This window comes from Occallatibacter savannae, assembly GCF_003131205.1.
In the GTDB taxonomy this organism is placed as follows: domain Bacteria; phylum Acidobacteriota; class Terriglobia; order Terriglobales; family Acidobacteriaceae; genus Telmatobacter; species Telmatobacter savannae.
Genome location: NZ_QFFY01000007.1, coordinates 206,866 through 230,975, shown reverse-complemented (window position 1 = coordinate 230,975; position 24,110 = coordinate 206,866). Strand labels below are relative to the sequence as shown.

General features: G+C 57.7%; 16 protein-coding genes and 1 tRNA gene. 11 read left to right on the top strand and 6 right to left on the bottom strand.

From position 1 onward, the window contains the following. Positions 1-69 precede the first annotated feature (69 nt). Positions 70-143: transfer RNA gene (locus tag DHV10_RS23485), tRNA-Gln, on the top strand. 237 nt (positions 144-380) lie between these two features. Here DHV10_RS23485 and DHV10_RS23480 read toward each other — a convergent pair. Beyond that, complete coding sequence (locus tag DHV10_RS23480) at positions 381-2,387, bottom strand: beta-galactosidase (RefSeq protein WP_239462007.1); 2,007 nt, start codon at positions 2,385-2,387, stop codon at positions 381-383. Between the two features lie 299 nt (positions 2,388-2,686). Continuing rightward, positions 2,687-3,358 carry a pyridoxamine 5'-phosphate oxidase gene (gene pdxH / locus DHV10_RS23475; RefSeq protein WP_109488853.1) on the bottom strand — a complete coding sequence of 224 codons (672 nt, stop codon included), beginning with the start codon at positions 3,356-3,358 and terminating at the stop codon, positions 2,687-2,689. A gap of 310 nt (positions 3,359-3,668) precedes the next feature. Here pdxH and DHV10_RS23470 point away from each other — a divergent pair, with 310 nt between their 5' ends. After that, complete coding sequence (locus DHV10_RS23470) at positions 3,669-5,126, top strand: serine/threonine protein kinase (protein ID WP_109488852.1); 1,458 nt, start codon at positions 3,669-3,671, stop codon at positions 5,124-5,126. After that, positions 5,116-6,528, top strand: a complete 1,413-nt coding sequence (locus DHV10_RS23465; protein ID WP_109488851.1) for a tetratricopeptide repeat protein — start codon at positions 5,116-5,118, stop codon at positions 6,526-6,528. Before DHV10_RS23470 ends, DHV10_RS23465 begins: the two co-directional genes overlap by 11 nt. A gap of 27 nt (positions 6,529-6,555) precedes the next feature. Here the strand turns inward: DHV10_RS23465 and DHV10_RS23460 are convergent, their stop codons facing one another. After that, positions 6,556-7,128 (bottom strand): sigma-70 family RNA polymerase sigma factor, encoded by a 573-nt coding sequence (locus tag DHV10_RS23460; protein WP_204101513.1) that lies wholly within the window; start codon positions 7,126-7,128, stop codon positions 6,556-6,558. 247 nt (positions 7,129-7,375) lie between these two features. On the opposite strand from DHV10_RS23460, the gene DHV10_RS23455 reads away from it, so the two are divergent. From DHV10_RS23455 to DHV10_RS23440, 4 genes are all read left to right on the top strand, one after another. Next, entirely contained in the window at positions 7,376-9,022 is a 1,647-nt protein-coding gene (locus DHV10_RS23455; protein WP_109488849.1) for a hypothetical protein, read from the top strand. Positions 9,023-9,055: 33 nt separating this feature from the next. Continuing rightward, positions 9,056-10,711: a hypothetical protein gene (locus DHV10_RS23450; RefSeq protein WP_109488848.1), complete on the top strand. Its 1,656-nt coding sequence runs from the start codon at positions 9,056-9,058 to the stop codon at positions 10,709-10,711. Between the two features lies 1 nt (position 10,712). Continuing rightward, positions 10,713-11,582, top strand: a complete 870-nt coding sequence (locus DHV10_RS23445) for a hypothetical protein (RefSeq protein WP_162601830.1) — start codon at positions 10,713-10,715, stop codon at positions 11,580-11,582. A gap of 138 nt (positions 11,583-11,720) precedes the next feature. Continuing rightward, positions 11,721-13,097, top strand: a complete 1,377-nt coding sequence (locus tag DHV10_RS23440) for a hypothetical protein (RefSeq protein ID WP_162601829.1) — start codon at positions 11,721-11,723, stop codon at positions 13,095-13,097. A 171-nt stretch (positions 13,098-13,268) separates the two neighbouring features. Here DHV10_RS23440 and DHV10_RS23435 read toward each other — a convergent pair whose 3' ends face one another. Together DHV10_RS23435 and DHV10_RS23430 are read right to left on the bottom strand one after the other, a co-directional pair. Continuing rightward, positions 13,269-16,826 carry a TonB-dependent receptor gene (locus DHV10_RS23435; RefSeq protein WP_162601828.1) on the bottom strand — a complete coding sequence of 1,186 codons (3,558 nt, stop codon included), beginning with the start codon at positions 16,824-16,826 and terminating at the stop codon, positions 13,269-13,271. 379 nt (positions 16,827-17,205) lie between these two features. After that, positions 17,206-17,973 (bottom strand): LytR/AlgR family response regulator transcription factor, encoded by a 768-nt coding sequence (locus DHV10_RS23430; protein WP_109488844.1) that lies wholly within the window; start codon positions 17,971-17,973, stop codon positions 17,206-17,208. A 680-nt stretch (positions 17,974-18,653) separates the two neighbouring features. On the opposite strand from DHV10_RS23430, the gene DHV10_RS23425 reads away from it, so the two are divergent. From DHV10_RS23425 to DHV10_RS23415, 3 genes are all read left to right on the top strand, one after another. Beyond that, positions 18,654-19,811 (top strand): tetratricopeptide repeat protein, encoded by a 1,158-nt coding sequence (locus DHV10_RS23425; RefSeq protein WP_109488843.1) that lies wholly within the window; start codon positions 18,654-18,656, stop codon positions 19,809-19,811. A gap of 452 nt (positions 19,812-20,263) precedes the next feature. Next, positions 20,264-20,665 carry an SRPBCC domain-containing protein gene (locus DHV10_RS23420; protein WP_162601827.1) on the top strand — a complete coding sequence of 134 codons (402 nt, stop codon included), beginning with the start codon at positions 20,264-20,266 and terminating at the stop codon, positions 20,663-20,665. A 163-nt stretch (positions 20,666-20,828) separates the two neighbouring features. After that, a complete protein-coding gene (locus DHV10_RS23415) occupies positions 20,829-21,329 on the top strand; it encodes a DUF1003 domain-containing protein (protein ID WP_109488841.1) in 501 nt (166 codons plus the stop codon). Between the two features lie 24 nt (positions 21,330-21,353). Here DHV10_RS23415 and DHV10_RS23410 read toward each other — a convergent pair whose 3' ends face one another. Continuing rightward, positions 21,354-22,397 carry a GGDEF domain-containing response regulator gene (locus DHV10_RS23410; RefSeq protein ID WP_162601826.1) on the bottom strand — a complete coding sequence of 348 codons (1,044 nt, stop codon included), beginning with the start codon at positions 22,395-22,397 and terminating at the stop codon, positions 21,354-21,356. Positions 22,398-22,629: 232 nt separating this feature from the next. On the opposite strand from DHV10_RS23410, the gene DHV10_RS23405 reads away from it, so the two are divergent. Further along, on the top strand, positions 22,630-24,033 hold the full coding sequence (locus DHV10_RS23405; protein ID WP_109488839.1) for an APC family permease: 1,404 nt from the start codon (positions 22,630-22,632) through the stop codon (positions 24,031-24,033). Positions 24,034-24,110: the final 77 nt, after the last annotated feature.

The following is a 24,110-nucleotide window of genomic DNA, read 5'->3' as shown; positions in this document are numbered from 1 at the left end:
TGGCTTTCAGTGCTGAACGTTCTGTTCCAGCCGAGCCAGCACGGCTGCAAGATGGCCTTCTGCGCTTGTTGCCCCCTCGTTCAACGGCAGGACAGCTGACTCTGGATCAGCATATCGGGGTTCGAATCCCTGGGGGGCAGCCAAATGAATCAACAATCTCAAAATGATGGATTTGGAGGGGCTCGGGCTCCGGTTTCCGTGTGCCGGATTCTCGGGTCGGAGAAGACTGAGATACTCCCCCAAGTCTCTGCGAATTTGATTCCGATCCGGTGGGCAGGCTTAGGCCGTCGCGTGCTGAATTGAAGGTTAATGGAAGGAAGCTTCCTGCTCCGGGTCGGAGGAGGAATGACGTGAGGTTCCTCGTATTAGGGCGAGGCACTTCACTCGATCAGATCGGCTGCAAGTGGGGCGAGAGTTACGGCTCCGGTGTAGACCTGACCGGTCAGGAGGCTTCGTTTGCCTGCGTGGATGGGGACCTTCTTCTGTTCCTGGGTAGTGTTGACATATAACGTGCGGCCCTCGACCACTCTGGCGTAAACGCCGTCGGGTGTGGGAGGGCCGACTTGAATTCCAACAAGCTGAAGAAGGTAAGAGGAAACAGGACCCATTGCGGATGGGTTCGACTCTGTTGCGAGATACAGTGCTTTGCCTTTGCCGAAGGTATTCACAGTCAGGGCTGGCGGATGATCCGCGACTTTGCTGAAGCGGGCGAGGACTTGCGCGGTTGAGGGCTCGAGTACTTCGTATCGATGCACATCGGTCTCGATCGACTTGCCGCCAAGCTCGAACGACAGTGCTGCTGAGTCGTAAAATGCGTTGGTTTTGAATCCAAAGACATCACTGAGTCGACCAGGGAGCGGAGTGTCGAACCATTGACCGTGCTCGTCGACTTTGGCGGAGAGGGCCGTCATCAGCACTGTGCCACCGTCCCGAACGAAGTTTCGAATTGCATCCGCGCTGGACTGATCCATGACGTAGTCGGCTGGTACGACCACCAGCTTGTAAGGCGAGAGGTCGTCATGTCCGACGTTGATGATGGCGGTGTCGAGGTTGGAGCGGAAGAAAGGCTCGAACGCGGCCTGCACCTGATCTGTGTAGGAGGGCTTGAAGTATTGCAGCGTTGTGTTAGAAGGACCGTTTGGATGGGAGTCGATGAAGGAGTCGAAGGAGTATGCAATCGCGACGGAAGGGTGCGTATATCTGGGGAATCCGAATTTCGAGAGCAGCTTAAATTCTGAAGCGATGCGTCCAAACTCGTCGACCTTCCAAGAAGGAGTTCCGTCGTGGTCCACGAGCCCGAATAGGGCCTGCTCTTCGCCGCCGAGATGGCTGTTGAATGTCCAGGCAATAATTCCTTGAGCACCCATCATCAGTCCGAGATAGGCGTACATGCGACTTCGGCCGGGTGTACCGTAGTAGCCTCCTCCGCCGGCGGTAAACTCGTTGAACCATATGGGAGTCTCGAGGGCTCCTTTGGTCATCAGCGCGCCGAACGATCCGCTGATCGGGTCGCCGGGATAGAAGCCTTCGGCGCCATAGGAAACGTAGCCCTTGTAGGTCGAGAGGTAGTCGAAGCCACGCCGTCCCGCTGTGTCCCATAGATTGGAGATCGATGGAACCTCAGGCATGTTTCGCTGCCGGATCGCATCGAGTTCCTTGAGGCGTTCGACCGTTACGTCGGACCAGTAGCGGTGCAGATCTAGATAGCGCTCTGATGGGCCAGGCCCGTCAGCCAAGGGCAGATCAACATCGTCGAAGCTGTTGAGTCGACGCGACCATCTTTGTGTAGCCCACGCTTTGTTCAATTCAGCGATGGTGCCGTACTTCTTCTTGAGCCAAGCGATGAAACGCTGCCGATCGGCTTCAGAGTACGACATGAAACCGTTGCCGATTTCGTTGTCGTATCCGATGGCAATCACTGCAGGATGATGGGCGTAATGGCTGGTGAGCGCCTCTGCCATGATGCCGACCTCGCGGACGTAGTCCGGGTCGCTGATGTTGTCCATGTAGCGCTCGGCGGGAGGAAGGCGCGTGCCGTTCTGCGCCACGATGTCGACGCCCGGATGGGCTCGATGCAGCCAAATCGGCGCCGGCAGCCCGGGTATATCCAGGATGACGCGAATGCCTGCGGCGTGCATCTTGTCCATGATGGTGTCGAAGCGATCGAAGGTGAACTTGCCTTGCTCGGGCTCGAAGGAGTCCCAGGACAAGTCACCGATGCGGACGACGTTGAAGCCCGCACGATGCATGACCTGAATGTCGCGGTCAACCTCTTCGGGAGAGCGATCCACGGGTTGATAGCAGGTTCCGACAAAAAGCTGGCCTGGCCCGGGCCAGTTCGGGTGGGCGGAAGGGGCTTGCGCCTTGGCCTGACCCAAGGCGAGCATCACGCATGATGAGATCACGAGCGGAGGAAGACAAGCCTTGCAAAGGATATTCAGGCGAGAGGTACTGACACGTTTTCTCATCATGGCGTTCCATGGTCGATTGCGAGTGAGCTGTGCAATCCGGTTTGAGTTGATCTTCGCTTTGAGTCTACTCTGAACGGGAGCGTGGCCCCTCGAGTCGGCTGGGAAGAGGTGGAGGTTCAGCCGAGTTCTTGATTTGCCTGACGGTCAGGCGCTTTGAGTTGGTGAGCTCTGGTTACGCTGTGTCTTCGGAGCTTCGAGATAGGGGCTTGACTCGCCTATGGATAGAGGCGAACCTGCTGCCATACCGAAGCTGTCAGCGTAAAAAGAAAACGGTCATGGAGCCGGTCCTCGCCGCTGATCCAGAATTCGATTCGCACTGGATCGACGCGGAAACCGCGCCAGTATGATGGCCGAGGAACTTCAGCGTGGTTAGCCGCGGCGAACGAGCGTACACGCTGTTCAAGTTCCGCCCGGCTGGGGAGAACGCGGCTCTGATTCGAGACGGCTGCGCCGATCTGGCTCCGTCGTGAACGGCTGTGAAAGTATTCGTCAACTACTGGGGAAGGAAGCTCATAGACTTTGCCTTCTACACGTACCTGCCTGCGCAGCGACTTCCAGTGGAAGCCGAGGGCGCACTGGGGATTTGCCAGAAGCTCGCGTCCTTTTTGACTCTCAATATTCGTGAAGAAGCAGAAGCGGTCCATCCGGACACGCTTGACAAGGACCATGCGCACGCTGGGCACGGCGTCAGACGAGGCGGTTGCGAGCGCTGCAGCATTTGGGTCATTCAGCTCGGATCTGTTTGCTTCCGTGAGCCATTCGTCGAAGAGTTCCAGAGGATCTCGGACGCCTATTTCATGATTATTGTCTTCGGGCAAGATGAGCTTTCCTTTGCGATGTGAGTTGATTGCGGCGTGCCTTCCATCGAAACGTATTTGAACGGGCATCTTTGGTCAATTCGAACTTTGATGGCCTGAATAGTGCAGAAGAGGCTCACACCGTCAGGAGCGACGCGCTGGGTTGCAAAACCGAGGACGGGCCGCTTTGGTCGCGTTCTCAGCGTGGACAATTTGACTGGCTCGTGGTGACGCGATATGCTCGACGCACTTTCCGCACTCGATTCCTCTTTTGTCCGTCCTGCTCAAGTGTGTGCGCTGTCTTGAGAAGCTGCTGGGAACAAAGGTTAGTTGGGGATCGAGACTGCTCCGGCATGCCGGAATCGTCCGTCTGCCTCACTCTCAGCCCGTGGTGAACGTTATGACTCCAGAGCGTTGGAATCAGGTCAAGACGGTGCTGGCCGCGGTGCTGGAGCTCGCTCCGGAGGATCGCGGCAAGTATCTCTCGGTGGCTTGTGCAGATGATGCGGAGCTGCGGCGCCAGGTTGAAGGGTTCCTGGATGATGAGCAACAGATAAGCACAGGGTTTCTCGAAAGGGAAGCTCTGGTGGATGCTGCGGCCGACTTTGCCGAGCGGGAAACCAGCTTCTGGATCGGGCGGCGGGTCGGACGCTACCAGATTGTCGAGTCCATTGGCGCCGGGGGAATGGGGGAAGTTTACCGGGCAGTTCGCGCTGATGATCAGTATCGGCAAGAGATTGCGCTGAAGATGGTGCGTGCCGGATCGGATTCAGCACTGGTGGTCAAGCGTTTCAGAAACGAGCGGCAGATCCTGGCTGGGCTGGAGCATCCGAACATCGCACGGCTGCTCGACGGTGGGACGACCGAGACGGGCACTGCGTACTTGGTGATGGAATTGATCCGCGGACGATTGATCACCGATTACTGCCGGCAGCAGGCACTTGGAGTGCCGGAGCGGCTGAATCTCTTTGTCATGGTTTGTTCGGCCGTTCAATACGCTCATCAACACCTGGTGATTCATCGCGACATTAAGCCCGGCAATATTCTGGTGACTTCGGATGGGATACCGAAGCTGCTTGATTTTGGGATTGCCAAGATTTTGAGTCCGGAGGATCAGGACACGCAGGACGCGACAAACACGCTGTTTCGGGCGCTCACGATGCGCTACGCAAGTCCGGAGCAAATCAAGGGCGAGCCGATTACAACGGCTACAGACGTCTATTCTCTCGGGGTTGTGCTTTACGAGTTGCTCACGGGGGAGAGCCCATACGGGAACAATACGAATGCTGGAGAGCAATCCATCAAAGCGATTCTGCACTCTGACCCGCCAAAGCCGAGCACAGTGATACGTGCTGTCCGGAGGGAATCAGAGACGTCGTCCGGAAAGAATCGGCACGGCCGATATTTGAACCGGTCCAGCCAGATTTCGGCGGACCTCGACAATATCGTGATGATGTCCCTGCGAAAGGAGCCGCAGCGGCGTTACGGATCGGTGGAGCAATTTGCGGAGGACATTCGCCGGAGCCTGCATGATCTGCCCGTTGTGGCAAGGAAGGACACGGCTCGATACCGGGCTTCGAAATTCATCGTGCGGCATAAGCCCGGCGTAATCGCGGCCACCCTTGTATCGCTGATGATGATTGCCGGTATCGCTATCACCGCGCAAGAAGCGCGGATAGCCCGGAGGCGGTTCAACGACGTGCGCTCGCTTGCCAACTCCTTGATTTTCGATATTCACGATTCCATTCGCGATCTGCCGGGGTCCACACCTGCGCGAAGGTTGATCGTCGAACGGGCACTTCAATATCTAAACCAGTTGGTCGAGCGAGTCGGCCGGAGATGCCAGCTTGCAGCGTGAACTTGCCGCAGCATACGAGCGCGTCGGATCTGTACAGGGAGACTATCTGGAAAACAATCTTGGTGACGGCCAAGCGACGCTCTCGAGTTATCGAAAGGCACTCGAGTTGCGGAAGCAGGTGCAGTCTTCGTCCAAAGACTGGAACGACCGTCTCTCGCTGGCGCAGAGCTATCGCCTGGTGGCGCATCAGCTGTGGGCAAACGGCGATCCTCGCGGTGCTCGCGAGCCAATCGGAAGGGCTATTGAGATTTCTGAGGCGCTCAACCGGTCCAATCCTCGCACTCCGAAGATCGTTGCTGAACTGGCGTTCGAGTACGAAGTGTCGGGACGGATTGGGTATCCGGGCGATCCCAATGTGAACGAGAAGATGATTCGGGATTATCGCAGGGCACTGGCCGTGGATCAGATCGCTCTGGAGATGAATCCTAAGGATGTTCATACGCTGCATGGATACTCAATGGATCTGAGCGACATCGGGAACATGCTCGAGGCTGTGGATCCGGCCGAGGCTCTGAAGGATTACCAGGAGGGACTGGAGATCAATAAGAAGCTTACGCAGCTCTCGACGGACGTCAGATTCAAACGGAGTGTCGCGGTGGCTTACGGCAATATCGCGAGCGTGTACGACGATATCGGTGACTATGCACATGCAGTGGAGAACAATGCGCGAGATCTTGCGCTGTATAAGGAGCTAGTCAGTTCGGATCCGCAGAATGCCTTGCTCAAGCAGGGTCTTGCGATCGCGTATATGAATACTGCTGGATCCTTGTCCAGAGCCGGGCAAATTTCCCAGGCCCTGGATGACTCGAAGGCGGGATTAGGGATCATGCAGAATCTTGCAGGCTCGGCGTCGGACAACGCTTTCCAGAAGGGGATATTGGCAGCAATGCACGTGGTGCGCGGAACGATTCTAACCGCGGCCGGACAGCCAGAGGCCGCAACCTCCGTGATCGAGCGAGGCAAATCGATCTACGAAACGCTCGCAGCATCGGGCGGAGCGAGTGCCTCGAATATAGCCGCATGTGACGTCAAGTTGGGTGAAGCAGCGCTGCCCGCAAAGAACTATGCGAGCGCAGAAGGGCATTTCAAAGCGGCACTTGCCATTGTGAAACCGCTGACTTTGCGAGAGCCTGCAGAACTCGATGGTCTTTACACCCAGGCGGACGCATTCTCGGGCCTTGGGGATGTCAGTTCTGCGAGGGCAAGAGGCGCGGGCGTGGCGAGGAGCGAAAGAAGTTCAGCATGGAATGAAGCGAGAGCGTCCTATGCTGCAAGTCTCGACGCCTGGCGAAGAATCTCGCACCCGAATCACACGGCTCCGAGCAGCTTCCAGGTCGGAGATCCTTCCGTGGTGAAGAAGAAACTCAAGATCGCAGAGGCAGCAGCGTCCGAAGTGCAATAGAGCGGCTAAAGTCAGGCGCTGTCTGATTCAGCTTCCGGTGTTCATGGCGCGATGAAGCCAGAGGCGGGCCGTGGCCCATTCTCGTTTCGTTGTTGCGGGCGAGATTTTTTCGACTTCGGCAGTTTCATCGATTGACAGGCCGCCGAAGAAGCGCAGTTCGACAATCCGGCACTGGCGCGGATCAAGCTTCGCCAATCGTTCCATGGCATCATCGAGAGCCATGAGATCGAGATTGGGTGCCGTGCTTGAAGCGGGCAAGTCGTCAGCGGCAACGGTGATTGGGTTTGAGCCTCGCTTAAGTGCGGCGTGCTTGCGCGCGTGATCGACCAGGATCTGGCGCATCATCCTAGCGGCCAGCGCAAAGAAATGGGCTCGATTTTGCCACTCGACTGGCTGGTTCTTTGCGAGGCGCAGGTACGCCTCATGCACGAGGGCGGTGGGCTGCAAAGTGTGACCTGCAGACTGGCTCGAGAGGGATCGTCTGGCAATCCTTCGCAACTCCTCATAGACAAGCGGGATCAAGGCTTCTTGGGCATCAGCGTCTCCCTTGCTCCAGCGTGCGAGCAGTTCGGTGACTGGCTGGGGCGGAATCGCTGCCACGAAACTCCCTGTGGATGAAGAGGTTGAGTGCATCTTAGCTGCCCTGAAATCGGGAAGTCAACGTTGCCGGGTGAGGCGGTTAGCAGCGGTTGAGGGAAGAGACGTGCAATTTGCTGAGCCGGTTTTCTGACGGTCTACGTTTCCTAGATTAGAAACCGTTCGCGCAGGCAGTGGGTAGCAGCCGCTCCCCCTTTCACACCGATACCCTGCAATTCGTATGCCTGGCAGCCGAACGACGGAGGTAACCATGGACATCGGTTCATTGCGTCTCTTCTGCCAGGTCTCCTTGCTGTCTTCGATTCCGTTGATCATGCCGGCGCAGGATCTGCACTTCAAAAAGAGCATTTCCATCAACGGCAACACACTGTCTACCTCGGAGACCTGGGTCAGCGGCAAGCGCGAACGTACCGTGACTGCTTCGCCAGCCGGCGACGTTATTACGCTGCACCAGTGCGACCTGAAGCGAACCATCAGCGTGAACGATGCCGCGCAGTCGTATTTCATCCAGAGGGATCCAGAGGATGAGGCTGCGATGCGGGCGGCAGCGCTGGTCACGGGGCAGCCTGCGCCAGGAGCCGGCGGCGCGATTACGCAGACAGTAACGGTGACGGATACTGGCGAGCGGAAGCAGATGTCGGGTTATGCAGCGCGCCACCTCAAGACGAGAGTTATCGTCGAGCCGTCAGCAGATGCATGCACCAAGACGAAACAAGACCTGGAGATTGACGGTTGGTACGCCGACTTATCGAAGGAACCCTTGAGTTGCTCGCAGGGCTCTCCGCCAATCAGACAGGGCGCGGGCTGTAACGATCGCGTCATCGTGCACCGAAAGGGAACCGGCAAGCCCGGATATCCATTGCACGAGACGATCACCATGCGCAACGACGGTGATGAAGCTGCTACGAACATCGAAGTGGTCACCTCAGAGATCTCGAAGCAAGCCTCGAAACCCGAGCTGTTTGATGTTCCGTCGGGATATAAGGAGGTGCATTCCGAAGGCGAAATCTACACAGCAGTTCTGCCGCAGGCGGGCCCGGTGACGACCGCGCAAGCCTCTGCTCCGGTATCCCCTTCGGTCGATAACGCCATGGTTCCACAAGGTTCGGTAGCGCAGGGTGCGGCCGCGGCTATGACCGGTGGGATGGCGGGGAAGGGCGGAATGCCATCTGCGATGTCGATGCTGCAGATGATGGGCGGCAAGTTCGGAGGCCTTCCGCAGCAAGTTCCTCAGCAGAACATGACGGCTGGAACACCGATGCCCATTCCCCAGGCGCTCGGACCAAAGGCGCCGGGTAGAATCCGCATTGGCGTAGCCCCTGCGCAGGCGCAACTAGGCCAGGGAAACAACTCGCAACAGGAATACGGAACGCCCGTACGCAACGCGATCATCTTGATGATGAGCGGCCCGGCGATCGAGATCGCCGCGATCGATGCGCGTATTCCGATCCAAATGCAGGCCGAGGCACAACAAAAGCAATGCGACTACCTGCTGCTCTCGAGTGTGACGGTGAAGCGCAATGCATCCACTGGCTTTGGAAAGTTGATGAAGGCAGGAAGCATGGCTTCCAACTTTACGCCGATCGGGATGATGGCGCACACAATGAGCAGCGTGAACGGAGCTATGGCCGCGGCGCAAACCGCCGGTGCGGTGATGCAGCAAACCGCGGCGATAAGCGCGCAGCAGCAGGCGATGAACCAGCTTTCCGGGTTCAACGGGCAGATCAAGTCGAAGGATGAGGTGACAGTGGAGTATCAGCTCCTTCCCACTGGGCAGGTCCAGCCTAAGCTCGATACGACACTGAAAGGCAAGTCTAAGACAGACGGAGAGGATGTACTGACTCCGCTCATCCAGCAGGCAGCAACCACGGTGTTGACCGAGGTGAGCAAGAAGTAGCGAGCACAAACGGGCTGGAGCGAGGACGTCTCGATGCATGGATCAAGCAAGACACTCCGCAGGTTTGCGATCGGCGCTTTTTGTTTCGCCTGGGTTGGGGCAATCTGTTGCGCTGCACAGAGCCCGATCGCAATACCGGGGCCGGGAGACGGCTATGAGATCAGCAAGAGCGACAGCAGTCAAGCGGCCCCGTCCGGGTACGAGGGGCGGACCGACACGGCGGTGGAAACTGCGGTCGGGAACACAGCGGCAACCGCGGGCAAGCGGATCGTCACGAAGTTCACGCTAGGAAACCAGATAAGAACATGCCCACACGCCGATGGAAGCACGGAGGGAGAAGGGGTGTTCTCGATGTCAGTCGACTACACCAATGCTCAGGAAAGTGGCACCACCTCGATGCACATCGAGATGGGCACCAGAGGACAATACAAGGGACAGGTCGGTGATGATGCTCTGCTGCATGGGCCAGTCGACGGGCAGTTCGATTACACATACACGCAAACGGGCAAATTCCGCGACAAGAGTGGGGCGATCACCAATTCACCACCGAGTAACATCGAGCAGCATATCGCGATACCAATCGTGGTCATGCCGAATATGAATGCTCCGAGCTTCGGGGCATTTTCCGGTGGCGATCCCACGGTGGGGCATTATTCGGACGCGTTCAGCTCAGGTATGGCGCTCGCTTACTGGGCGGGAGTGTACTTCTCAATCGCACAGATGAAGTGGTACGGCGGGGAAACCGGCCCAGGGGGTCAAGCGGTTCGAGCCGGGCAGTGTGTGGTGGTTGCATTCGATCCACCGAGCTTTACGCTGCAGCCGCCACTGGGAGCGACCGCAGATGTAAAGGCGGTGGTAAAGACCAAGGGCGGTGAGATCGTAAATGCCCGCGTCATCGAAGCAAATGCTTTTAACGGGAGCGGGATAACTCCGACGCAAGGGGCGACCAGCACATCGTCGCCGTTGAAGTTCGTATATACGGCTCCGAAGCAGAAGGTTGCACGCGCGGGGTTTTCACTGGGCGCTCTTTCCAGAGCCGGGGCTGCCGTGGGGGAGTGGCATACGGGGCTTGGCACTGACTGGAGCGGACAGATCACCTACGAGATGAGTTTTACAGGCGATGATGGCGGGTCGCCCGGTATTCAGGAATGGTCTTATTCCTCGCATGTCAGCGTGACCGTTACGGTGGAGAATGGCGTGGCCTCATATCGAGGCCACGTGGACAACAAGGGCCACCTGAAGAGTTGGCAGCCAGTGGCGAAATCGAGCCCGAGGATCGACTATAGCGACGACAGTGAGGAGATTGGGGATGGAGAGTTTCCAGCCTCCCTTTCTGTTCAGATCAACGAAGAACGAGGTACCTACGGAATATCCGTTGGGCCATCGACGACTGCTGATGGAAGACCGAAGGCGCCTTGGGGACCTATCGGGAAGTCGCACACGATTTCATGCCAGCGTGTGTACGGATGCAAGACCTACGATCGCGATCTTGGAATGCCCACGATTGGTTTGAGCGGTCCTCTGTCCGGAAACTTGCAGGATCCTAATCATATCCAAGCCTCATATACGTATCAGAAAACAGAACAGGGCCGCTCGCACAAAGGTGTGCATGTCGAGACCACAACGGTTAACCTGGCCCGCTCCGGAACGACGAACCGATCCGGCAGTTCAAAAAAGGGAGGTCTCTAGCGTGAGAGTTCGAAGGAATATTTGTCGCGCATGGTGGTTGCTCTTCGTCGCAGCGCTGGTGCTGCCGACGTGCGCTCAGGAGATTGCCTCGGTCCACAAGAGGTTCACGAACGAAGACGTAATCAGCCTCGTGCGCATGAACCTCGCCGAGGACGTTATCGTCTCGAAGATCCGCGCAATCAGCGAGGCCGATCCATCCTCGGTTCGGTTCGACACCAGCGTTGAGGGTTTGAAAGCTCTTAAAGACGGGAACGTTCCGGACCCCGTGATTCGCGTGATGATCAATCCGACGCCCGCGCAAGCGACCGTGATTACGCAGGCGACGGCGATGACGATCGATCCCAATCTGCCTCCGCCGGAAGTCGGCGTGTACTGGAAGGACCAGAGCCGCTTCGTTCTGATCGAGGGGCAGATGCTGGCCAATGCCAAAGTCGGAGGCAAGGCAGGCAGCATGTTCAGCTATGGATTTCGCGGAATGCACTGGGACGCAACGCTGAAAGGCCCGAATTCCAATCACATTATTCGCGATCGCCGGCCAGTGTTTTACTTCTACGTTCCAGACGGTTCCAGTTCCTCCGATTACGTGCTGTTGAAGCTCAACAAGAAGGGCGATCGCCGGGAGTTCCAGGTGGGGACGATGGCAGGGAAGTTCGGTGGCGGAAAGGCCGGCCTGAAGACGGATAAGGAGATTCCATTTGAAGCGGAGCACGTGGGAATCAGGACTTACAAGGTAACTCTGCAGCAGGATCTGAGCCCAGGTGAATTTGCCTTTTTCATGGCAACAGGGCAGCAGTTGAATGGGACGGACAACAGAAGCGGCACGGGTGGCGCGGCTACAGGGCGAATCTACGATTTTCGATTGCCGGAGTAATCAGGATGAAAGAGGCGCAGCCGCAGCACAGGGAATGAGAGGCGGGAGGTGGGAATCATGTTGTCGGTCCAAAAAAGAAAGCGCGATCGTAACGGCCGCTCGCCTGCCTCTAAAGGCTTACGGATAGCGGTCCTCTCGTTGACTGTTGGAATTGGCTTCGTATCATGCTCGCAAGCGCAGACAGCGGACGCACTATGGTTCGGCGAGGTGCAGTGCACCCTTTCCATGCAGATGCCGGGCTACACGCACCAGGAGACGCAGACGTGGCGGCTGACGGGCGAAGCACCCAAGATGTCTGGCAGCATCGCCGTCTACCCCGCAACGTGGATCGTTACCTCAAGTGGCTCGGGTCAGCGCACGGTGAATGCCCAGTTCACAGCGTCTGATTGGAAGTCGAACGCGACGCCTCTCAGTGCTCCTCTTGCCATGTTCGTTCGCGTGAACGGCGCGCTTGTGATCAAGTCGTACCACTCGCAATTGTCGGCGGCAAAGGCCGTGACGATCACTCGCCAGGTGTCGCTGCCCGGTGCAACGCCAGCGCAATCGAGTACACAATCCGCAGTAGGCGAATGGACGATGCCAGCGATCGAGGTTGCAGCCCCTGGCGGGAACATTGCGGGCACGGGAACCACAGCGATAGGGGGAAGCTCGATCCCCGAGCGACCGGGAGGTTCTCCCCAGACTGCAAACTGTACCTGGCACTTTACGAGGGCAACGAGCGGAACACCGCCCACAGTCACGCTCCCGGTCGCCTCACCAACACACCTGACCCTGAGTAGCTCTTCTTCCTCGACGAGTCCACAGGGATCATCAACCTCAGGAACTGCTAATTCGTCGAGTGCAACCGGTTCTCAAACCACTACTCCAGTTACCAACGGCGCGTTGCAGATGACAGCACCTACGATCGTGCCTTCGGCAGGTGCACTCACGATCTCGTGGGCGGCCCCAGCAAACAATGGCGGCGATGCAGTGGACTCGTATGATCTTGAAGTGAATCTAACGGCGCCGAGCGGAACGGCGACTACCACATCCACAATCGCGGCTCCGAACACTACTTACCGGCTGCAAGCCAGAGCGTGCCCAGATACACCGGCAGCCTGCCAAGCGCCTAACTTTGACACTTATCGATTTCGCATACGCGCGCACAACAGCTCCGGGTATGGAGCGTACACCGATTACACCGGATCTGTTCGGCCGATGCTCTCTTACATGCAGGACGTATACCCGATCTTCACCAGGCTTCAATGTGCTGCGTGCCATAGTCGGCAGAACGGAGGGAACGTCCATCTCTACCTGGACGATCCACCTTCGGTGACCTACCAAAGCGTCAAGGGGCTGGGGAACATTGTGAATGCGGTGCAACCAGCCAACAGCTATCTACTGACCTATCCCTCGCATATTTTGAACACTCACTGCGGCAGCAATCCGCCGTTCGCCAGCCCCAATCCTCCGGCGGGAGCAACACCGGAATACTGGGTGATCTTACAGTGGATTCGGGACGGGGCTCCTTTCTGAACAGGCGAGCGCTCGAGTTTAACCAGGTGCGAGGTGGCCCGGGAAGTGGGGACCCCAGCAGGGAAGACTGCGGCCGCGTGATGCGCTGTTCCAGCAGGAGTGGGTGCGTATAACAAGGAAGCGGCGCAAATCGAGGGGATTTGCGCCGCCGGGATCCGGTCTGCAACGGATCTAGAAGTAAATCTTGCCGGAGAGCTGGGTGGCACGCCCGGGTTGAGGATCGCCCGAAGAGACACCGAAGTTTGCCGGCTGTATCACGTTCTGAATAGTTCCAAATGTTTGCTTGTCGTTGAAGTTTCCGTCAGGCTCAGCAAAGTTGGCGTGATTGAAGACGTTGTAGGACTCGAGGCGGACCTGCAGATACACTCGTCCGTCCTTCACCAGCGGAATGTCTTTGTAGACCTGGAGATTGGTGTAGTTATAGCCGGGACCATTGAAGAAGTTCCGACCCACGTTTCCGAACGTCCCGACCGGCTCGGGCGAAAAGTTTGACGTGTCAAAGTACTGGTGATTCGTGGCTGCGTTGCGCGGATCCATTTTCTTCAGGTGGAAGTTGCTGAGGTTTGGTGTGTCACCACAGCCGTAGTAGGTGTAAGCATCGCACCAACCGGACCGGTAGGAGCCGGATTGGGAGATGGTGACAGGGAAGCCGGTCTGCAGTGCAGTGGTTCCGGCAATATGCCACTTGCCCAAGAGTTCATTCACGATGAATTTGTCGCGCATGGATGCGAGGACTGGGATCTCGTAGGTGTAGAGGGCGACGAAACGGTGACGAGCGTCGTAGTCGGAGTTGCCGTAGTTCAAGTGCTCAAAACCCGGTACGAAGTTAACACCGCGGCCGTTGAGCGAGCCGATACCGTTCGGCGTCCCGTTGCCATACGACGACTCGTAACCCGAAGAGTTGTCGAGAGCGTGCGAATAGGTGTAGGCAAGGGTGAAGTAAAGCCCATGCGAGACCTGCTGCTGCAAGCTTGCCTGAAGAGAGTGGTAGCTTGATGCGCCCGTTGACCCTTGCTGTGCGACGCTCAGATACCACGGAAAGCCACTTGGGGTGACTGCCGGCTGGGCGGTGTATTGAGGGTAGAACAGATGAAGCTGGGCGATGACCGATCTGCAGGCCGCATCCGCAATACATGCGGCGTGGCCCAGGGGAGTGATCGGGTCGCCCTCGTAAGTGCGGGCCAGCTTGCGGCCGAGCGAGCCGACGTATCCGACTTGCGCAACCATCTTGCTGCCGATTGCTCGCTGGACGTTCAAGTTGAAGTTGTACGAGTAGGAGGGCAGGTAGTTCTTCCCCGGCTGGCTGAGGTCTAGCGCGAAGTAGTTGTCAGCCCAATCGAGCGAAGCTCCGGGCCCGGGCCGCTGATACGGGAAGGGGTTCGTGATCGATGCACCGGGTCTGCCGGCGATGTCGGTAAAAGGATCGGCAAGGGAAGGGCTTCCTCCCACGTCTGCAGCGCCGCGCGATGAAAAGAGGAACGGCGGAGAAGAGAGGTTTTGAAGAGCTTCTTCTTCCTGGTCCCGGTTGAAATACATACCGAATCCAGCGCGGATGGCGAGCGCGTGGCCGCCGGAGTTGCCGACGAGCGTGGAGGGGCCGGCGCCTGGAGACCAAACGAAGCCGAGGCGAGGGCCGAAGTGATTCCATTTCACAGTGGCAGAGCCGTAATTCGTGCAGCCTGGATCTCCGGGGTAGAGAAGCCCCGGAGGGCCTCCCGGGAAGACTTTGGATTCCGCGTTGGAGTTCTGCCAGCAGGTGATCGCGATTCCGCCGAACTGGTGATTGGCCCAAGGGGTTTCCGCATCCCAGGAGATTCCGTAATTCATGTTGAAGTCAGGAGTCATCTTCCAGCTGTCCTGGGCGAAGGCATAATACTCGCGTGATGTAGCCGCAATTTGACTGCCGGAGGTCTGAGTGTACGTTCCGGGGATGCCGACGGCGAAGTCTATAGCCGGATCGCCCGAGGAGAATGGTCCACTCGCGTCGATGTTGAAGATTCCGTCGTTGTCGGCGTTGTAGGGGTTGTCGACACCAAACTGTTCAAAGGTTCCACCGAACTTCATGCTGTGGTTTCCGTGGACAAGAGTGAACACATCCTGACCGAGGAGATTGGAATCGAGCCTCGGTTGAGGACCCTCATAGCTGAAGCCGAGGTTGAAATAGCCCAGCACTGCGATTACGGGCAGGCCCGCACCGGCCGACTGCGGCGTGATATTGAAACCGGCAGAACTGGGCTGCATAATCTGCGCGGGCTCAACGGCAGCATAGTTGAAGCGGAAGTAGCCGCCGCGGAGTTCGTTGATCATGTGCGGGTTGAAGATGTGCGTGTAGTCAGCGTTGAAGATTTTGAAGTGCTCCGCATTTGTCATTGCGAATCCCGGAAGCGTTGAACCGCCAAAGGGCAGGTCGCTTGAAAACGGGGTTGACTGGAAGAGCACCGAGGACCACAGAGAGTCGTTCGCGGTGAGGTGATAGTCGAGGCGGATAATTCCCTGATCACTCTTCGTGCTGCCGCCATTGGCGAAGCTGTACAACGTGCCAGAGTTTGGCGCAGGAACATACTTTGTGAAGAGGGAACTTGCGATTGAATTCCATGACGAGGTCGGGACATTCGCCGTCGAAAGACCCGGGCACGCATTCCACGGAGTTCCGGCAGCGCAGCCGGCGAGCGCAAACGGCATCGGGTTGCCCGAGAGCCCGTTCAGTCCGGCACCGGTGCTCTGTGCATTGGGAAGGTCTGTAATGGAGTTGATATCAGCGCTAAAATCTCCAGCGCGCTGAGCATTCGAAAACACTGGGGTCTGAGCGGTTACAGCAAGTCCGCTCTTTGCTCCCTGGTAGGCAGTGAAGAAGAATAGCTTGTTCCTGAAGATCGGCCCGCCGAGTGTTCCGCCATAAACGTGCTGGTGAATGGGCGGCTTTGAGCCTACAGGATCGAAGTAGCTGCGCGTGTTGAGGAAAGTGTCGCGGTAGAACTCGAAGCCGTTCCCGTGAAAGGAATTGGTGCCGGTCTTGAGAGCCTGATTTACGATCGCACCGGAGTTGCGGCTGTATTCGGGGTTGATGGTGCTTGTGACGATCGCCAACTCGCCGACCGCATCAGGATTCACCGCAAGCCCCTCGGTCTGAATGGCAGAGTCGTTGACGTCCGCGCCGTCGAGCAGATAGCTATTCTGCTCGATCTGCGCTCCGTTAGCGGAGAAACCGCCGAAGCGATCGGCCGCTTCAACGACGCCGGGGGCCGATTTCTGAAGCGTCGTAGCATCCCGGCCAAGCAGCGGCATCTGTGTGATGGTGTCGGAGAGGATGTCCGTTTTGAGCTGGGTCTCGGCGGTGTCGACCTGTGCACTTGCAACGCTCACCTCAACGGTTTGAGCAGTTGATCCGACGGTGAGTCTTGCCGGTACTTCGCGGTCGTCGTTCACGCTCAAGCGGATCTCTTTTGCGACGTAGCTGGAGAAGCCTGGAGCTTCGACCGTGACGGTATAGGGGCCGCCGATTTGAAGCTGGTTGAATTTGAAATAGCCGCTGCTATCGGTTTTGGTTCTGCTGCTGATGCCGGTGCTGGTGTTGAGCGCAGTGATCTCGGCATCTGGAATGACGGCGCCAGCCGGGTCCACGACGGTCCCGTGCATGGCAGCGGTCGTTACCTGCGCAAACAAAGTGGGGGCGATGAGTGCGAGTGCCACGCACAGAAACAGCGCGGCCCTGATGGCTCGGAACTTCATGTGGACCTCCTCGAATATGTACAGTTGCATCGAGTCGCAGCCGTACAAGAAAGCGAAACCTGCTAACGATGGTGCGCGTGCATCTACTTGCGGGGAAGCCTCTGCTGCACCAAGTCATCCGATTTGACCACGCATCCAATTGTTCGGTTTCTGGATTGTGACGAAGGCGAAGTTTCGCAGGATGAAATGCGCGACTGCTTGGAGCAGCAGCCATCTACGCTCGATCGCTAAGCGGGAGTCTTGAGTTTGAGATTGGGAGGCAGGGCGAGCTCGAACCTGAGTGATTCGGCAAGGCCAAGCGCCGTGCCTGAACGAAAGGCACGGTATCCCGCATAGGTGTGTAGCGCCGGGCAAGGGCGGCGGGTAGATTGTCCGTGAGCTACGACGAGTAGCTGCGACTCAGCAATTCGCCAATGCGGGCGCGATAACTGCGGCTCATCGCGAGTTTCTGGCCGTTGGTGAGGTGGACCATGAAGTCGCCGCGAGACTCACTGCGCACCTCTTTGACATAGCGAAGATTCACGATCGCAGAACGATGGACTCGAAGGAACAGGTTGGGATCTAGTCGCTGTTCAAGAGAAGTCATGGTTTCACGCAGAAGGTGTGTTTCCGTGCCGGTGCAGATGCGAACGTAGTTTTCTTCCGCACTGATCCAGCGAATGTCTGCGACGGGTAAGAATAGAATCCGACCGCGCGATTTGAAAACGATGCGAGCTGTGTAGGTACCGACTTGGCCGTCTTTGCCATCGACACGATCAGGCTGATGGTCTGAGAGCTTGATCTCGTCGCGGGCCCGCTCGACTGCGGCATGAAGCCGCTCTGCAGTGAACGGCTTGAGCAGGTAGTCGGTCGCATTCAATTCGAATGCGCGCAGGGCGTACTGATCATAGGCGGTGGTGAGAATGACGCGAGGTAGTTTCACCGCGTCGCGCATAGACAGGTCTGCGATCACGTCGAGCCCATCCATGCCTGGCATGCGCACGTCCAGGAAGAGAAGCTGGGGAGAGGCTTCCTGGACCAACTCGTATACTTCCCGCGCTGAAGAAGCTTCACCGGCAATATCGATGTCAGCTTCGGCGCGAAGCAGTTGACGGAGCTTCTGGCGGGCGAGCAGTTCGTCATCGGCGATAACAGTCAGAATAGCCATCTATTCCTCGCAACGTTCGTCCCTGAGACTTTCCGGAAGGGAAGGTGGTGCTGGTTATCAGGCACGTTTAGGGTAATTGTTCGAGAGATTCGTTTGACTGATTTGGCAGGAGTTATCGCTGGGCAGGAGTTCGGCGCACAAAGAAGCGATGTCCGGTTTCGTACTGGCTTGTTCGAATCTGAACAGTTTCATCGATCGGCTGTTGCTCCGCGTGGATCTTGTTTGACTACCGCCAAGCACGAGATCCGAGCAATTGCACCGGCCCCGGATCTTACTGCATGTCATGACGACGCGGAAGGCCGCAGCGCGGGTTCAGAAGGGTTTTCGTTTTGTGACGAAGCGGCTTCTGATCGGGACGAGAGGGATAGTCGCGCGGACCGCTTTCTGCGGAACGGGATAAGAGGCGTGACGCCCGGTGAGGAGAAATCGAGCTGAGAGAAGCCGTGAGTGTCCTGTGGCCGGGATTGTTGGATCGTGCACTTCAATCGTGTCGGCAAAACGCAAACGGCGGGATCTTCCGTTTGGTTCGCCGACGGCAGAAGAATTGCTTTGACGTAAATGGGGCTGCGAAGCTGCGCTCCCGTGACCTAAAAGTGCAGGCTCCGAGCAATCTTCCCGTGCGCAGAGCGCTGCTGTCAGCCTGAGCAGTGCGTAACAAGTTGTCCCGAGATGGAGGTCTTATGAAGCGTGTTCCTATCGATTGCAGAGTCGCACGCGTGCTTGCCTCTGCCGCCACGATGATATGCCTAGGTCTGAATACGACAGCCTACGCGGCACCGGCCGAGCCCGACATTCCGAACATTCAGGCGAATGCGGAGAGGGGCTCGGTTCAGAAAGAGATTGAGCTTGCGGACGCGTATTTCGCGGGAAAGGGTGTGGTGCGAGATGAGAAGCAGGCTGCCTATTGGTACGAGAAAGCAGCAAACTCCGGAGACCCAAATGCCCAATTGCAGATCGGATTTTTCTACGAAGCGGGAATCGGCGTTGTGCGAGATTCCAGCCGCGCCACAGCCTGGTTTCAGCGAGCGGCAGCTGGAGGTTCAGTTCAAGCTAAAGTCAATCTTGGTGTTGCCTATATCTGGGGCGCGGGTGTGCGCAAGGATCCAGTACTGGGCGTGCAATTCCTCCGTGCGGCTGCTGAGCAGGGAAGCGGCCCTGGCGCTTACTACCTGGCTGATTCCTATTATCTCGGGGTCGGTGTAGAGAAGAATCTGGACCAGGCGAAGCATTGGCTCGAGGTTGCTGCCAAGCGACATGACCCGCATGGTGAACTGGGACTTGCCCTGGTGCTGCTGCAGAGGCCCGATCACCGAGATGACGATCGCGCCTTCAGACTGCTGCGCGACGCGTCGAAGAGCGGGTATGTGGCGGCAGAACACGAATTGGGATTGCGCCTTGCGAGAAGGCCCGGGTTTGCGTCAAGACCTGAAGAGGCACTTGAGTTCTTACGCAAGGCTTCGTTAGAGGGTTTCTGGAAGTCGACTGTGGTTCTTGCCGCGCTCTATCGCGATGGTAAGGGAGTAGCGAAGGATCCTGAGACTGCTTATGTCGATTTTCGGGTCGCTGCACTGCAGGGCGGTGAGGCGGCAGAGAAGATGGTGCGGGCGGATCTGCTTTCATTGGGATCCAGTCTCGGCTCTCCTCGCGTGAAGGAACTTGACGATCGAGCCAATGACTGGGTCGCTCACCATGGACGCGGGCTTGAGTTCGCTCCATTCCTCAATGGCGGCAAACAAAGTAGCCTTGCCCTCGCCTATCCCGAGAATGGCGCCCACGCCGGTAGGTTATTTCCATTGTCAGAATCTGATGCGAAGCCAGGAGAGGTCTTCGAACCGTAGCAGATCGGCGAAGGTGTTTGCGGGCCTCTGAATGAACAGGCAAATGACGTGGGTGAACACGCAATGGAATTTGGAGATCCGGGATTGGTTGGAGGCTAGTCACAGAGTGATCAAATCTTGCTCGTCACCGAATACGTTCGTTTCGTGTCATGGGCGTTGCGTGTTGTCACTTGACCCGGAAATCTGAAGTTTCTGAGCGTCAAATTTAGAGAGCCGGATTCAACTTACCTTCCCCGGGCGTCCCATCGCGGCGAGAAGAGTGCAATGAGGCTGCGGCTTGTGGCGCAATGTCGCAAGTCACCACGCAGGCCGGCAAGGAAGGTCGTACCGGCTGGAGACTCGCAACAGCAGAACCAGAGGTCAAAGAGATGAGCACCAGCAACCTTGTTGCCCGATATGAACGACTACCTCTTCACAGGCTGAATTCCGCAAAGGTAGAGGGTAGGACCGTCGTGACAGTCGAGGAAAGTGTGAATGCCGATCGAGACAGGATCTTCCAGGTTCTCACGGTAGCGGAATACATTGACGCGTGGTTCAGTGCGCCTGGCTCGGCTGCGGGCAGCACAGAGATAACCGCCGGGCCGGATTGCTTTCTCGTGAAATACCTGCTGCTCAACGGCCTGGAGGAACGTTTTGTCGGCTCGTACAAGATCGTGAGGAGAAGCAAAATCTACTTCACCTGGAGCCGAGATGGGTTCGGAAATCCATCATCCTCGCTCGTCAAGATCAGGCTTGTAGGCGATTTTGGCCGCACGACGGTTCACTTGATGCATCTCGGGCTACCAAGATCGGAGCAATCTCACTACAAGCTGCTCTGGGAGGCCTCGCTTCGGCGCCTTGCCAGCCTGTTCTAGTCTGGGCGCCGGTTCGGAGGCGGCTCGTTCAGCGAAGCACGGCGACAAGGTTGCTCGAAGGCCCTAAAAGCGATAACAGAGTCAGAGGTGAGCGGAGGTTAGGCCGCGGAGACATCAGGGCGAAGGCGTGGGCGGGATGCAGCATTTCAACATCTAAGCTGAAATGCCCAAGGAATTCGTTCAGGAGCATGTCGACCTTATTGCCAGGCACGAGCAGGAGTTCCTTGACCGTAGAACCACGGGGGAGCGGCTCGGCGATCTAATTGCGGGAACTGCGGGTAGTTTGACCTTCGTTGTGGCGCATCTGGCGGTGTTCGCGCTGTGGATCGCGGTAAATGTCGTGCACGGCATCAGGCATTTCGATCCGCCGCCGTTTTCATTGCTTTCAACGATCGTCGCCCTGGAGGCGATTCTGCTGGCGAGCTTCATCCTGATGCGACAAGCGAGGATCGGACGCAGATCAGAGGAGCGCGAGCACCTGATACTGCAGATCTTGCTGCTGACTGAAAAGGAACTGACGGCGGCGCTGGAGTTGAACAGGGAGATCGCGCGGCAGGTGGGACTGGCGTCAGCGGCGGACCGTCCTCAAGTGGAAGAGCTAAGTCAGCAGACGCCAATTGACGATGTCGCCCAAACGATTCGGGAGAAACTCGCGGGGGAGTGAAGCAGGAGACAAGGATCTGGAGGCTTACTTCACGATGCAGGCTGCAGGCGTGTGTGCTTCACAGTCTCCACATCGTGTTTTCATCAGCTCCGGAGGTACCGATCCCTCACTCCAGCGGTTGGTGCAGTAAACGGTGCAATTGCGGCCGGCAGATTTAGCTCTATAGAGAGCGACGTCCGCGATTGCGACCAGATCCTGGAGTCCTATCCTGCGGTCGGCGATGGATGCTGCACCGATACTCAGGGTAACCGGGATCTGGATGCCCTGGGCGGAGACGGGTTCCTGGCTGATTGCCAAGCGGATCATTTCGGCTCTCTTACCTATGGCGGCGCTAGGACACCCAGGAAGGGCAATGCAGAACTCCTCCCCTCCATAGCGGCCGATGAAGTCGTACGAGCGCAGAGATCTCGATAAGCGCCGAGCAATCTCTTTCAGAACCAGATCTCCGACGAGGTGCCCATGCGCGTCGTTGATGCTCTTGAAGTGATCAAGGTCCAGGAAGAGAAGCCCGAGATCTGACTTCTGCCGGGCGCAGCGGTCCAACTCGCGCGCGAGCAAGTCAAGAAAAGCAGGGCGGCTCCATACATCAGTAAGCCAGTCTCGCGTGGCCAGAATACGAAACTGATCGCGGTCTTCGATCAGCTTGTCCTGCAGGGCGAGAATCCTGCTCGCGACGGTGAGGCGAGCTTCAAGGTCGACCTCTGCAAAGGGCTTTGCAAGGTAATCGTCGGCTCCGGCCTCAAGTGCGCACGCAACGTCCTCGCGCGACTGGCGTCCGGCGATCATGATCACGTAGGTGTAATAGGATGCGGCCTGCGCTCTTAATCGTCGACAGAGCTCGATCCCATCGAGTCCGGGAACTGCCCAATCCAGAAGAATCAGCTTGGGCGGTCTATCCCCGGTCATGGCCGACCACGCCTGGTTCCCGTCGTCAGTGGCCAGCACTTCGTATCCAAGATGCTTAAGCCAGTGCTGCAGGATGAGGCGCGCCGCACGATCGTCTTCAACGATCAGCGCGAAGTTTGTAGCGCTCTTTGCCTGGACGTCTGTCGGTGGGCCGTCTTGCACCGGGAAGGTCCCTCTTTCAGCCCGGATCCCGCGGTCGCTTAGCAATCGTCCGAGAGTGAGAGGACCCGACTGCCACTCAGGATACATCCGCGAATTCACCAAGGGCCTAGGAGCCTGCGTTAATGGATTAGGTTCCTCGCAGGCAGAGCAGTGAGCACTCGGCAAAGTTGACGCGGGTTGCAAATCAACGCAAGATGAGATCATCTTCGAAAACTCAGGAGTGTGCCGCGGATTGGATCGAAATCATTCCAGCGTTGCAGTCGAAGTCTCTGCAGGAGAGCAGGCTGCACAAAGGAGCGGTCTTCATGCGGGTGTGCTCGGTCCGTTTGAGACACTGGCGCAGTCGGTGTCAGCGATGGCGCCGTCGACGTCGCCATCGCTCACCATTCCGATTGTGTTCGCACTGGCGGGCGACGCGACCTGGCTTGTGTATCTGATGGCAACTTGCGCAACACTGATCATCGGGTTTTGCGTGAGCCGGTTCGCGCGGCAGTCGGCCTCGCCGGGATCGCTTTACACCTATACGGCAGACACGCTGCCGCGGGTTTTTGGAGCCACGGCGGGATGGGGCCTGCTGCTGGCGTACATCGCAACGGGAGTGTCAGTGGCAGGCGGCGCGCTCTACTACACCAACCTGCTCGCGCTCGAATTTTTGCATGTCAGTCCATCGGCGCTGATTGCTTTGCTTGTGGTGTGCGGTGCGGGAGGGTACGTCGCCTGGCGTGACGTGAAGCTCTCAGCCGAGCTGATGCTGTGGATAGAGATCTGTTCGTTGAGCCTGATAGTCGTAGTTCTGGCTGTGATGCTGGTGCGAAACGGGCTTCATTTGGATATCGGTCAGTTCCGCCTGAAACGCGTTTCAGTGTCGGCGCTTGGACCGGCTCTTGTGCTTTCGATGTTCAGCTTCGTGGGATTTGAGAGCGCGACTACGTTGGGAGCGGAGGCGCGCAATCCGCTGCAGACAATTCCGCGCGCGGTGATCCAGTGCGCTCTGATTGCGGGAGTGTTCTTTGTGCTCTGCTCGTACTCTGAGGTGCTGGGGTTTCGGGGTACGTCGAGCAATCTGAGCGATACGAATAGCCCTCTCCACCTGCTGGCGGCGAAGGCCGGCATCTCGCCGCTGGGTTCTGGAATCGATTTCGGAGCGTATATCAGCATGATTGCGTGCGTGCTCGCCTGCGTTACAGCGGCATCGCGCGTGCTGATGCGGATGTCTGAGGATGGTCTTGTGTCCGGCGCATTCAAGAGGACAGGGCGGCACGGCACACCGACGGCTGCCATCTGTCTTTGCACGGGACTTGTGTTTGCTGCAGCGGCGGGGATGGCAGGAGGAAGAATCAGCGGATCGGAAATTTACGACCTGGCGGGCTCGCTGGCCGTATTCGGATTTCTCACTGCTTATGCGCTGGTATGCATTGCATTGCCGTTTGCGCGACGCGCGCGCGGGGAGCATTCAACTGTTGTAGCGGGAGTGAGTGTGCTGGCTGTGGCGGTGATAGCACTGATTGCGATTCTTGATCTGCGGTCTACGGCGGATCTGGCCCACGCACGGCTGCCCTGGATATTCGCGGGCTATATTGTGGTGGGGTTGGGCTGGTACGGGTTCAGCAGAACGCGCCCGACGCCGGTTCGGTGACGGCTGCACGGAGCAGGATTGAGGATGCATTCGCGGCGGAGTCATTTGTGGCAAGAGCTGTGGAAAAGCAGGCGATT